Annotated in this window: 10 protein-coding genes; 7 read left to right on the top strand and 3 right to left on the bottom strand. The window is 41.4% G+C overall.

The window, feature by feature from the left end:
- Positions 1-139: 139 nt before the first annotated feature.
- Positions 140-1207, bottom strand: a complete 1068-nt coding sequence (locus tag AC6I1H_RS11635; protein WP_497737747.1) for an alanine/ornithine racemase family PLP-dependent enzyme — start codon at positions 1205-1207, stop codon at positions 140-142.
- 205 nt (positions 1208-1412) lie between these two features.
- On the opposite strand from AC6I1H_RS11635, the gene AC6I1H_RS11630 reads away from it, so the two are divergent.
- From AC6I1H_RS11630 to AC6I1H_RS11615, 4 genes are all read left to right on the top strand, one after another.
- Entirely contained in the window at positions 1413-2723 is a 1311-nt protein-coding gene (locus AC6I1H_RS11630; RefSeq protein ID WP_497737746.1) for a cyclic 2,3-diphosphoglycerate synthase, read from the top strand.
- A 499-nt stretch (positions 2724-3222) separates the two neighbouring features.
- Positions 3223-4662 carry a YfcC family protein gene (locus AC6I1H_RS11625; protein WP_497737745.1) on the top strand — a complete coding sequence of 480 codons (1440 nt, stop codon included), beginning with the start codon at positions 3223-3225 and terminating at the stop codon, positions 4660-4662.
- A gap of 93 nt (positions 4663-4755) precedes the next feature.
- Positions 4756-5958, top strand: coding sequence for a M20 family metallopeptidase (locus tag AC6I1H_RS11620; RefSeq protein ID WP_497737744.1), 1203 nt, complete (start codon positions 4756-4758; stop codon positions 5956-5958).
- Positions 5959-5999: 41 nt separating this feature from the next.
- Complete coding sequence (locus AC6I1H_RS11615; protein ID WP_497740774.1) at positions 6000-7706, top strand: M28 family peptidase; 1707 nt, start codon at positions 6000-6002, stop codon at positions 7704-7706.
- A gap of 159 nt (positions 7707-7865) precedes the next feature.
- Here AC6I1H_RS11615 and AC6I1H_RS11610 read toward each other — a convergent pair whose 3' ends face one another.
- Both AC6I1H_RS11610 and AC6I1H_RS11605 read right to left on the bottom strand, forming a co-directional pair.
- On the bottom strand, positions 7866-9302 hold the full coding sequence (locus tag AC6I1H_RS11610) for a sigma-54 interaction domain-containing protein (RefSeq protein WP_497737743.1): 1437 nt from the start codon (positions 9300-9302) through the stop codon (positions 7866-7868).
- 56 nt (positions 9303-9358) lie between these two features.
- Positions 9359-10843: a sigma-54 interaction domain-containing protein gene (locus AC6I1H_RS11605; RefSeq protein ID WP_497737742.1), complete on the bottom strand. Its 1485-nt coding sequence runs from the start codon at positions 10841-10843 to the stop codon at positions 9359-9361.
- Positions 10844-11130: 287 nt separating this feature from the next.
- Here AC6I1H_RS11605 and AC6I1H_RS11600 point away from each other — a divergent pair, with 287 nt between their 5' ends.
- The 3 genes from AC6I1H_RS11600 to AC6I1H_RS11590 all read left to right on the top strand — a co-directional run bounded on the left by AC6I1H_RS11600 (position 11131) and on the right by AC6I1H_RS11590 (position 13010).
- A complete protein-coding gene (locus AC6I1H_RS11600) occupies positions 11131-11640 on the top strand; it encodes a transcription repressor NadR (protein ID WP_497737741.1) in 510 nt (169 codons plus the stop codon).
- A 142-nt stretch (positions 11641-11782) separates the two neighbouring features.
- Positions 11783-12280: an ECF transporter S component gene (locus AC6I1H_RS11595; protein ID WP_497737740.1), complete on the top strand. Its 498-nt coding sequence runs from the start codon at positions 11783-11785 to the stop codon at positions 12278-12280.
- A gap of 184 nt (positions 12281-12464) precedes the next feature.
- Positions 12465-13010 (top strand): Spy/CpxP family protein refolding chaperone, encoded by a 546-nt coding sequence (locus AC6I1H_RS11590; RefSeq protein ID WP_497737739.1) that lies wholly within the window; start codon positions 12465-12467, stop codon positions 13008-13010.
- Positions 13011-13087: the final 77 nt, after the last annotated feature.

The raw sequence follows: 13087 nt of genomic DNA, 5'->3' as shown, positions 1-13087 counted from the left end.
TTCTTATAAATTTTGCTGTTATACAATAGGATTCAGGCATGCAAGTTTTTTATCCAGCAAATAATAGGATAAAAATTTTGCGCAATTTTTTTTGCGCATTGAATAATTTTTTTCTCAAAAATGCTAACTTTATACAATATTATTTTAATACCATCTTTTCAACATACTCGGACGTCATTAAGCTCAGCATGGCTCCATAATTCATGCCAAACTCCACGATATCCCCCACTTTAATTTCAGGGCGCCCCGTTACATCTATAATCATATGGTCGCTGCTCGCGCCAAGGATTTCAATGGACTCATTCAGAGGCCTGAGCCCTTCTATACGGCAGTCCTGTTTTCCGAGCGCCACAATAGCCCTTTTCATCAGACCTTTATCTTCGAACACCGGCACATTCCCGAAGGCGTCCCTACCTATTTCTCCTATCGGCAGTGACGGTTTTGTCTTAACTTCTATTACCTCCGCTTTCAGTTTCATCGTATCCTGTATGGTCCCCGGCACATCCCTGGAATTGGTCTCATCGGTGCCCAACAGGATGGCCTCTCCTATCCTAAACTGATTTATTCCCGGCGCAAGCTCGCCTCTTTCGAGCAAAGAAAGAGTGGCTGTATTCCCTCCCGACAGGGTTTTAACTTTTATACCGTATCTTTTTTCAATGTCACAGGCCAGATCTACCAGTACTTTCGTGTTTTCATAACTCGGCAGGACTCCTCCAAAACAGCCTGTATTGGTTCCCAGACCCTCAAATTCAATACCCGGAAGGCCGATAATTTGCCCTGCCACATCCGGCACATCTTCCGGCATGACCCCTTCCCGCAAATCCCCCACATCCACCATCAAGATGATTTTGTGGGGCCTGCCGATTGCCAGGGCTTCATGCGACAGCGCCTTTATCACATCAACTTCTGAGTTGAGGCTGCCGTCCGCGATGCGCACAGTATCTTTAACCTCTGAAAGCATTGGGATTCTTATCAAATATATGGGGACTTCGAAGTTCTCTTCCTTCAATCTTCTTATGTTTTGAAGCCGGGAATCCCCAAGCTTTTTCACCCCCCCATCCAGCATGGCCATTACTACCGCAGGGTTTGCGCACACCCCTTTTGTCACAGCCATTACTTCAACGCCGTGTTTCTCGCAGCAATCTACGACGGTTCGGGCGTTATGCCGAATTTTAGCAATATCAATCTCCACTCGGGGATATCTCATAATAACCACCTCCCAAATTCTTATTATAATTTTAGCAAACTTTATGCCAATAGGGAAAAAAGATTTGATTTCTGTGTAACGTGCAAACTAATTTTGCGCCGGAACAACTTTTTTCCGGTCTTTTACCGGCTTTTTGGACTGGTATATGTCTTGCAATAATATAACAGCATCACACCAATAATCATATCATATGGGAGGTATGCTTATGAGAATACGCACCATCATAATGGGAGCCGCGGGGAGGGATTTTCACGTATTCAATACCTATTTCAGGGACAACGAAAACTATGAAGTGGTCGCCTTCACCGCCACCCAGATACCCAACATTGAAGGCAGGAAATACCCGGCGGTGCTTTCGGGAAAACTTTATCCGGATGGTATACCCATCTGTGCTGAAGAGGAGTTGCCGGAGCTCATTAAAAAATACGATGTGCGCCAAGCAATTTTTGCTTACAGCGACATTTCCCATAAGGATATTATGCACAAAGCATCTATTGTGCTGGCAAACGGGGCAGACTTTCGCCTGATGGGGCCCGCCAACACCAGTATAAAATCTGTAAAACCCGTGATTTCCGTATGCGCCGTCCGCACTGGAGTGGGCAAAAGTCAGACCACCAGAAAAGTTTGCAAAATCTTAAAGGAAATGGGCAAAAAAGTGGCGGCTATAAGACATCCCATGCCCTACGGCGATCTTAGCCTGCAGATATGCCAGAGATTCGCCGCGTACGGTGACCTGGACCGGCACAAATGCACCATAGAAGAAAGGGAAGAATATGAACCCCACATCGACAACGGTACCATCGTATACGCCGGAGTCGATTATGAAACAATACTCAGGGAAGCAGAAAAAGAAGCCGATATCATCGTATGGGACGGCGGCAACAACGATTTCCCGTTTTATCACACCGACCTTGCCATCGTGCTTGCAGATCCTTTAAGACCAGACCACGAACTTTCATATCATCCCGGAGAAACAAATTTCAGGATGGCAGATGTTATAGTCATCAATAAGATTGATTCAGCCAATGCCGCAGACGTCCAGAAAATAAGGGAAAACATCGAAAAGGCCAATCCCAAAGCCGTTGTCATAGAAGCTGCATCCCCTATTACCGTAGAGAATCCCGAGATGATCCGGGACAGGCGAGTGCTCGTAATCGAAGACGGCCCAACCCTCACCCATGGAGGCATGGGGTTTGGAGCCGGTTACATCGCCGCCAGAAAGTTCGGAGCGCGCGAAATCATCGACGCCAGAGTATTCGCCGTGGGAAGCATAGAAGAGACTTACAGACGGTACTCCCATCTGGAAAAAATCCTGCCCGCTATGGGTTACGGAGAAAAACAGATGAGGGAACTGGAAGAGACCGTCAATCGCATAGACTGTGATGTTGTAGTTTCCGGCACCCCCATCGATATTACACGCGTCATCAGGCCAAACAAGCCCGTAGTAAGAGTGAAATACGATTTGCAGGAGATTGGGAAACCGGATTTATACGATGTCTTGAAGAAATTCAAATAATGCCTGAAAAAAATGCGGCCCCGAAAGGGGGCGCTTTTATTATTATTCAACTTATTTAACAGATGTTTTTCATCATTATTATATTTGCATAATTTTAGCAGTTGTGCTTTTAGCATTTTTTATGCAAAAAATGCTAAATTTTTCACCTGCAGTGCAAATAATATTTGCAGATATAGCTTAAAATATGTCAAATTTCTTTACTGTTATTCCAACATTAATGAATAATAAAATGATAATCGATATATTCAAGAAAGTTAAGAATAGTATAATCAAGGCATTTCAAGCTTAACAACATCTACTGTAGATTATATAATTACTTTACTTTTGTAATATGGCATATATTTTGCAATGTTATTAATTTAAAGCAACATAAAAGAGTATCGAATCTAAATCTCATCTATCACATAAAATTTGGAGGTGATATTATGTTATGAAGAATCTTTGACTTAAGTATAACAATTAAATAATTATTTTATCACCTGTAATAGGAGGCATTAAAATGGAAGCTAATGTGGCTAATATTTCTAAAAAAAACCAAAAAACTAATTTTTTTAAGAAACTATTTAAGGTACCACATACATATGTATTGCTTGTAATTCTTGTTTTTATTGCAGTAGCACTTACTTATTTTATTCCAGCTGGTGAATTTGACCGCATAAAAGATGCAGCAAGTGGCAAAACGCTAATTGTTCCCAATAGTTATCATGCTGTTGAAGCAAAACCTATTATGCCATGGGAAATTCCTATAATGTTATTCAAAGGAATGCTTGACGCGGCAGATATTATTTTCTTCGTCTTTGTTGTTGGCGGCGCATTTGAGATTATCAACCATACAAATATGATCAATGCTTTTACAGGGCGTTTAGCATTGACTCTACGCGGTCGCGAAACTTGGATTGTTCCTATTTTCATAAGCCTCTTTTCTGTTGGAGGCTTTACAATGGGTATGTCCTCAGAAGTACTAGTATTCGTTCCTATTGGGATCATGATGGCACGTTCCCTAGGATTTGACGTCGTAACGGGTACAGCAATGGTAGTATTAGGTGCCGGAGTGGGTTATACAGCAGGTTTAATGAATCCGTTTGGAGTCGGAATTGCACAGACCATTGCCCAAATTCCACTTTTTTCTGGCATGTGGCTTCGTTTTATCTTATTAATTGTATTGATTGTTATAACCAGCATATATATTTTGCATTATGCAAATAAGGTTAAGATAAATCCATCCAAAAGTGTAGTCGCAGATTTGACTGACTGTAAAACTGAGTTTGATGGAAAAGAAACGCAATTGCCGGATTTGAAGTTATATCACTATTTTATATTGGTAATTGTCACGATAGGTTTTTCTGTTCTAATCTGGGGTGTTAGAGAAAAGAATTGGTGGATTGAAGAAATGGCAGCTACTTTTTTAACAATGGGTATTTTAAGTGGTTTTGCAGCCGGTTATAGTCCAAGCAAAGTAGCGAGTATTTTTGTAGAAGGAGCAAGATCTATTACCTTTGGGGCATTGATTATCGGTTTAGCACGTGCCATTTTTGTGGTGATGCAAGATGCCAAAATTATCGATACTATCGTAAATAATCTATTTGTTTCTCTCAACGTTTTACCACCTTCTTTGCAACTCATGGGTATGTATGTTATCCAGACAATTATTAGTCTAATTATCGGGTCTAGTTCAGGACAGGCAACAGTTACCATGCCGATTATGATTCCTTTGTCAGATCTGTTAGGAATTACACGTCAGACTGCAGTATTGATTTTCCAACTTCCCGATGGATTTACAAACTCTATTCTTCCCACCTCTGCTGCTACAATGGGCGCACTTTCAGTAGCCAAAATCCCTTACGAACGATGGTTTAAATTTTTCTGGCCATTGGAGCTTATTTGGCTCATCGTTGGTGCTATTTTCTCAATTATTGCATATATGATAGGATATCAGTGATTATATTATTCAATAAAAGAAACCAGAACCAAGAGCTTTTAATTTGGTTCTGGTTTCCTCACATTGGCAAATTGAACAAAGGAGGAAGAGAATATGACAGAAAAAGAACTAGAAAAGCGAAAAATGAATTTGATGAAAATTATAGACGATTTAAAAAGTGACCTTATTGTTATGAGTGATTATATTTTTGATCATCCAGAAGTTGGTTATCAAGAAGTTCAAGCATCTAAGTTATTAAGTGAATTCTTATACAAAAATGGTTTCGAAGTGGAGATAGGATATGGAGGATTGTCCACTGCGTTCCGTGCTTTTTACCAAAATGGAAATGGAGGGCCATGCATCGGTCTTTTGTGTGAATATGATGCCCTTCCGAATTTTGGCCATGGATGTGCTCATCACTTACAAGGACCGAGCATTATTGGAGCGGCAATAGCAATCAAAAAGGAAATACAAGATTATCCTTTTACTTTAGAGGTTATAGGGACACCAGCGGAAGAAACAGCAGAAGGCGGAAAAAACATCATGCTGGAAAATGGTGCTTTTAAGCAACTAGATGTTGCTTTAATGATGCACGGTGGGGATTCTACACAAACTGATATCAAGTCTATGGCGCTTTCTGAATATATTGTTACTTTTCACGGAAAAACGTCTCATTCAGCCATCGCACCTGAAAAAGGACGTAGTGCACTTGAAGCCCTGATGTTAGCCTTTAATGGAATTGCCTTCTTACGTGGGCATGTCCGAGACGATGTACGCATTCACGGCATTATAGAAAATGGTGGTCAAATGGTCAACGTCATACCCGAAAAGGCAGTAGCACGTATCGAAGTGCGCTCTTATGACCGTCCTTATTTAGATCAAGTAATAACACGTATTATCAAAATTTTTGAAGGTGCTGCAATAATGACCGAAACTACGTACGAGATAAAAAAAATAGCTGAATTTCATAATAAAATTCCTGTACTTTCTTTAAACCGTTTATTAATGCAAAATGCAGAATTAGCAGGAGCAAAGGAAATTTCTGCTCCCCGAGAAAAAACCGGTTCAACAGATTTTGCTTCTGTTATGTATTATGTTCCAGGGGCTTGCATACGTGTTCCCTTTGTTGAAAAAGGAATACCTTCACATAGCCGAGCTTGGCTAGATCGTGGAAAATCAAAAGAAGCTCATGATGCGCTGATTATAGGTGCGAAAATCTTGGCTATGACTTCAATGGATTTAATTGTAAATGAAAAAGCTATAACAGAAGTCCGGGAAGAGTTTAATCGGGAAAAAGCTATGATATCTCATATGTAATATCAAGTGTTTTAAATATAAATAAGGAGCGATGAGTTTTGATGGATGAAATATATCAAAATCTCATATCAAGTGTAAAAATTGATGATATGCAGGAACTTTTGGTTCAATTTAGTCATTGGCATCGTTTGAGTGGAACGCCGGATTGTGAACTAGCTGCAGATTACATTATAAATAAGCTTAAGTCTTATGGTATCGAATGCGAACGATATGAATTTGATGGTTATTTTAGTAATCCGATTAAAAGTCAAGTAATAATCCTGGGGAATCCAGATATACACATTTCATCTAAACCCCGTTCACATAGTTTAAACTGTCCAAACGGCATAACGGGTGAAGTAATATATGACAATTATAGCCTAGGTAAACAATTAAATGGAAAAGAAGAGCGCGAATGGTATGCGAAGTTTATGGGTAAAATTGTACTAAGTTGGAATTTCACTGAGGATTATGTGAAAAAGATTGAATCCTATGGTGCCTTAGGATTAATCCATATCTGGCCAACAGGAGAAAATGTGATCCATGAAGAAACAGTGGGGCCGGTTTGGGGAACCCCAACTTTAGAAAATGCAGAATGGATTCCAGCCATACCAGTGATAGGAATCCGAAAAGATGATGGACTTAAACTCATTGAAAAGGTCGAACATGAAACCGTAAAGGTTACCATCCGTTCCTGGATAGAAAACCAGGTAGCCAGGGTCACTCTTCCTGTTGCCTTGATACCTGGTAAAACAAAAGAGTATGTTTTAGTTTCTAGTCATTATGATTCTTGGCATGAAGGCATTACCGATAATGCAACAGGGAATGCTGTTTGCTTAGAAATGGCACGTATTTTTTCTGTTTTTGCAGGAAAACTAGAGCGCGGTATTAAAATTGCGTGGTGGCCAGGTCATTCTAATGGACGTTACACGGGCTCAACATGGTTTTGTGACAATTTTTGGCAAGATCTTCATGACTACTGTATGGCTCATCTCAATATTGATTCACCCGGATCATTGGATGGTTTAGTTGTATTACCAAGAACGACACAGTTGGAAGGTACTCATTTTACAGTAGATCTGATTAAAGAATTTACAGGCAAAAAACCTAATTTATTTTTAGATTTGCCACGTGGTGCCGATCAATCATTCTGGGGTGTTGACATACCTATACATATTATGTATAAATATGAACCATTACCTGAAAATAAAAAATATAATTGCCCTGGTTCGGGCGGTGGATGGTGGTGGCATTCTGAATATGATACGTTAGATAAAATAGATCGAAATATTTTGATGCGAGATGCTCGGCTAAACATTGCCACAGTTTTTAAGTTAGCTTATCCTAAATGCATGCCTGTAGATTTCCATGCCTATTTCTTCAGAATAAAAAAGATACTTAAAGACTTGGATAATCATACAGACACTGTCTTTGACCTTCAACCTGCACTAAATGCTATAGCCTCACTAGAAGAAAAAGTTTTAAAACTAATAAATCATACTACTGAAAAAATCAAGATTAATTTTGTTATAAAAACAGTCGGTGGAAAGTTAAATCGCCTCTTGTATAGCTCTTGCAGTCAATATGATTTTGACAATACATTTCCGACCAAACTTTTTCCTGGTTTCCAAAAAGTCGTTGGATTTAACAAAGATAATACATCTATAGAACAGTATTTATTTGCAATTACCGGTTTTATTCGACAGCGTAACCGGTTTATTAATGAAATTATTAATATAGAGAAAGAATTAAATAATATATTTTTATAAATCTTTACAAACTCAACTATTAAGTTTTTATCTATCACTATCTGATTTGTGAACCATGATATACCAATTGCGGAAGCCTTTGCAAATCTGGCCATTATTTGCCTATTTCCGATAGCAATACGAATCAAGGGCTGGGGAATTTTTAACCCAGTCCTTATTTTAACTTTTCAGGATTTCTTCTCTGTTAATGTTATACTTCTTCATGTAATATTGCAAAAGCTGCCGCTTTATTCCCATTTTTTTTGCGGCTTTGGTAATATTGGCTCCGGTACTTCTTAAAACATCAAGGATTACTTTTTTCTGATAATCGTTTATTATCCCTTTAAACTCCGGATTTTCCGATGAATAATGCTGCTCGTTTAAATAATTCTTGAAGGGGCCGAAGCTTAAAAATTGCAGGTGTTCCTTTTTGATTTCCCCATAATCCACATAATTCATCAAGGCTTCGATCACGTTTTCCAGTTCCCGGACATTGCCCGGCCAGGAATAACCTCGGAAAATATCCATAACCTCACAATTAATACCGCTAACTTTCCTGTGGAATTTTTCATTATATTTTTTTATGAAAAACTCCGCCAGCTCGCTTATGTCATCGGGCCTTTCCCGCAGAGGAGGTATTTCCACATAAATAACGCTCAATCTATAAAAAAGGTCCTGCCGCAGTTTTCCGCTCTTGGTAAGTTCTATTGGATTTTCGTTGGTAGTGGCAATAATCCTTACATCAACAGGAATATCCTGCGACCCTCCTACCCTTCTTATCATCCCCTCCTGGAGCACCCTCAGAAGTTTTGATTGAAGGGATACTGGCATGCTATTGATCTCATCTAGCAGCATTGTGCCGCCGTTCGTCTGCTCGAACAATCCAGGTTTGTCCAGAGCGCCGGTAAAGCTTCCCCGGGTGCTGCCAAAAAGCAGGCTTTCCAGGATGCTCTCCGGAATAGCCGCACAATTCTGGGCAATAAAAGGCATATGCCGCCTGGGACTTGCGCTGTGGATGCTCTGAGCGAACAACTCCTTGCCTGTCCCCGTTTCTCCGTAGATTAATACGGACGAGGATGTCATCGATACCTTTTTCAGCATATCTATTATTCTCCGAATTTTTTCATCGTGGCCGAGAATGTCGTCAAAAGAGTACCTTCGTGCATATTTTTTCTGATGTTTTGAAGTTCCGCTTGTTTTTTGCTGCAAATCCGCCACTTTTTCCGTCAGATTTATTATCATGGAGACATCTCGGGATATTTCCGCGGCGCCAATGACCTCTCTTCCGTTTGTGATTGGAATAGTGGTGTTCACTGTTTTTATCTGTTTGCCCCTGCAGTTGAAATACTGCTGGTACCTGCCGACGACGGATTTGCCCGTATTAATTACCTGGAAAAGAGTGCTCTCCTGAGGTGTAATGGAAGGAAATACTTCAAATATGGTTTTTTCAACCACAAAATTTGGGTCCAGCCCCTCAAAATTAGACAGCGTCTTGTTGTAAAATAATATTCTGCAATCCCGGTCGACTATCAAGACTCCCTCTTCCAGAGTATCGAAAATATCCTTCACGGTTTCCAGCTTCAATATGTCTTCTAGTTTTTCCTTCGCAGAGACCATCTTCCACCAACTCCCGGTATTTCTTCATACAATACAAATATTTTCTTTATCGCCCATCACATGGTAAGCCCGTATTTTTTCATTTTATACTGCAGGGTCTGGCGTTTAATTCTCAATTTTTCAGCCGCTTTGGTTATATTCCCGCTGTATGCTTTTAAAGTCTTGAGTATAATCTCCCTCTCTATGCCGTCTATTACCCGGTCCAGTGGAGAATCCGTGACATCCACGGCACCGATGTTTAAGCTATGGTCATTTAGGGAAATATCGTCAAAAAAGACCTTTTCTCTCTTTTCACTTTTTAAGTCTTTATACAAATCACTGTTTTGATTATATTGCTCCGAAATATAAAAAGGAAGGTGTTCTATATCTATATAACTTTCATCACCAATCATATTCATGGAACCTTCAATAGCATTTTCCATTTCTCTGATGTTCCCCGGCCATTCATAATCCATGAACATTTTCATAACCCGGTTTGAAACTCCCGCAACATTTTTGCCCAGTTTGTCGTTCAATTTTTTGATAAAATGCTGTACAAGCACGGGTATGTCCTCTTTTCTTTCGCGAAGAGGCGGTATTTTTATATACACTACCCCCAGCCTGTAAAACAGGTCTTTTCTAATTATACCGTTATTTATGCTCTCTACCGGGTCTTCATTGACGGTGGCTATTATTCTTACATTTACCGGTATGATATGGATATCCCCCACTCTCCTTACAGCGCCTTCCTGGAGAACTCGAAGGAGCTTTGCCTGGAGGTTGACCCCCATGGAATTGATCTCGTCCAAAAGGAGGGTGCCGCCGTCGGCCTGTTCGAAAAGACCCGGACGATCTATCGCGCCGGTAAAACCACCTTTTACCGTTCCGAACAAAATCCCTTCCAAAAGGCTTTCGGGAAGTGCTGCACAGTTCTGGGCGATGAACGCCCTATTCCTTCTCGCGCTAGCGTTATGGATACTCTGGGCGAAAAGCTCCTTGCCGGTACCGGTTTCCCCGTATATCAAAACCTGAGAAGAGGTTTGGGCGGCTTTTTTTGCCATCGAAACGGCTTTTTTCATTTCAGAGCTTTTCCCGATAATATCTTCGAAGGTAAACCGGGTGAAAGGGTGGCATTCTTTTTCCCGTGACAGCTTATTTTTTTCGGTGTTTTGTAAAAAGACCACTTTCTCGGATAATTCCTTCAGCATCGTGATATCTTTTGCTATTTCAATCGCTCCCATGACCTCTTTTCTCTTTTTCAGCGGATATGTGGTGTTAATTGTGGTAATTTCTTGCCCCTTAAAATTAAAGTAGGTTTGTACCCGGTCTATAATGGTCTTGCCCGTCTTCAAAACGTAAAGGAGCGTGCTGGTCTCCTGATTAAGGGAAGGGAAGACCTCAAGAAGGTTCTTTCCTATTACATTTGCAGGGTCCAGCCTTTCCAGCCTGCCCATGGCGGCATTGTAAAACACCGTATTCCCATCTGCATCCACAATGTGAATGCCGACGTCCAGAGCATCAAGGATTTCCTGAAAAAAGCCTTCCAGCAATCCATCAGCCATTAATGTCCCCTCTTTTTAAAGATTTTGTTAATTATTAAATTTTGTCTGAAATTTGATTTGCGATATATTTGTTTATATATACATTATAAAATACTTTTTAATTGCAGTCGAGTTACGCTATCGAAGAAGCCCTGCGTTTTTCCGCATCCGGATACTTCTTTTCATGCAAAAACTTGACTGCCGCTATCGGTGTCGATATAATTCGGGTAAGGAATGTTTTGCTTCTGAATGGCAATTTGTTGCCGCAATACCGCAAAAAGTACAGCAAATTTCAGGGAGGATTTTAAATGAACGCCGAGGAAAGAAGAGCAAAAATAATAGAACTGCTGAAGTCCGGAAAAAGGCCGCTTTCCGGCAGCGAGCTTGCCGGGTTGTTTAAGGTCACCCGCCAGGTGATCGTGCAGGATATCGCCATTCTCCGGGCTGCCGGAAACGATATCACCGCCACATCCCTAGGGTATATAATGACCCAACCGTACGAGTTTTGCTCCAAAAAAATTGCAGTCCGGCACGATGAGCGGCAGACCCGGGAGGAACTCCTCACATTCGTGGAGTGCGGCTGCAGGGTAATAGATGTGATAGTGGAGCATCCTCTGTATGGGGAGCTCCGCGGAATTTTAATGCTCCGGGATTCCGGCGACGTGGAGGAATTCATGAAAAAGGTGGAAAAGAGCAATGCTGCACTGCTTTCCATGTTGACGAAAGGGGTGCACCTCCATACGGTGGAAGCACTAAACGGCGATTCAATAAAAAAAGCTGAACAGGCGCTGCGGGAAAAGGGAATTTTGCTGGAATAAATTTTTATTGACTATACAGCTGTATATGCAGTATAATTGGAATTAAAATAGGTTAGGGTACACCCCTCCTCTTCTGGGGTATGTGTCTGAGGGTAGTCATAGGAGTGTCCCCAATGTAAATCTTCGCGAAAGGAAGATCTTTATGACTGCAAAAAATCTTTCCATCGGCGCTCTGCTTACAGCTTTTTCCATTATCATCCCTATTTCCTTCGGCGCTTACGTCAAAATCTACATACCTCCCTTCTCTGCGACCCTGGCATCCCACGTGCCCACCATGCTGGCGTTCCTGGTAAGCCCGGCGGTGGCGGTAATGGTGGGGCTGTGTTCTGCCCTGGGATTCCTCATCATGTTGGGACCGGTCATAGCAGCCCGCGCCGCGGTTCATGCGGTCTTCGGACTGGTGGGAGCCATGCTCGTCAGAAAGGGGCTTTCCTTTGAAAAAACCTTGATATTGACCGCCCCTGTCCACGCCCTGGGAGAAGCCCTGATAGTCATGCCCTTCGGATTCAATCTGTATACAGCCTTTGTGGTGGTGGGCATCGGCACGCTGATCCATCACTTTCTCGACAGCGTCATCTCGGTTATACTGGCAAAAACTGCGCTCAGGAGTTTCTTCAATCAGGAAAAAATCCAAATGTAAGTAAAGCCATATCTGCAATTTTGACAAGTTCATCTCCATTTTCCGCAACATTTTTCTCTGCAGAGCATATGTTTGATTTAATCTTAAGATTTTCTTGAGATTTTACTAAAATATTCCTGACATTTACTTGTTATAATATAATGCAGAAAAGGGTTATGACTTTAATTAATAAGGAGTGATGACAATGTCTAAGAAAGCGTTTTTAGCAGCGGCAGTTGTGCTTCTGGTGCTGGGTGTGGGTGCGGTTGCGTTTGCATCAACATACGGCGGATTTGGATGCGGTTTCGGCCTTTTCCCGGGTCGGGCGGTATACCAGGCGGTATACGACAGCGACGGCCAGGGTTCAATCTTTGCTCAGTTGGACCTTTCCGACGAGCAGTACGCAAAAATCAGGGATATTCTGAATCAATCATTTGAAAAAATGCAGGCTTTAAGGGATGATATGGCAAAGAAGATGCTGGAACTCCAGAACCTATACCTGCAAAAGACCCCCGATAAAGATGCCGTTGAGGCAAAACAGAAGGAACTTTCCGAACTCAGGGAAAAAATGCTTCAGCTCCGGCAGGACAATATCGATGAAATAAATAAAGTGCTTACACAGGAACAACTCGACAAACTGAACAGTCTGAGAGGAAACGGCCTCGGCAAAGGTGCAGGATTCGGCCGCGGCTTTGGCCGGGGTTTCGGCCGGGGCATGATGAACGGCTACGGCTCCGGAGCGAATCTCTAACCAGGATATCAGGGCGGCTCTGCCGCCTTTTTTATTTTTATATGAATTTTATATAATTTTTATTGTAGTTTTCCTAA

It is taken from the genome of Biomaibacter sp. TOL (assembly GCF_059717795.1).
This window is presented reverse-complemented; position numbering and strand designations above follow the sequence as displayed.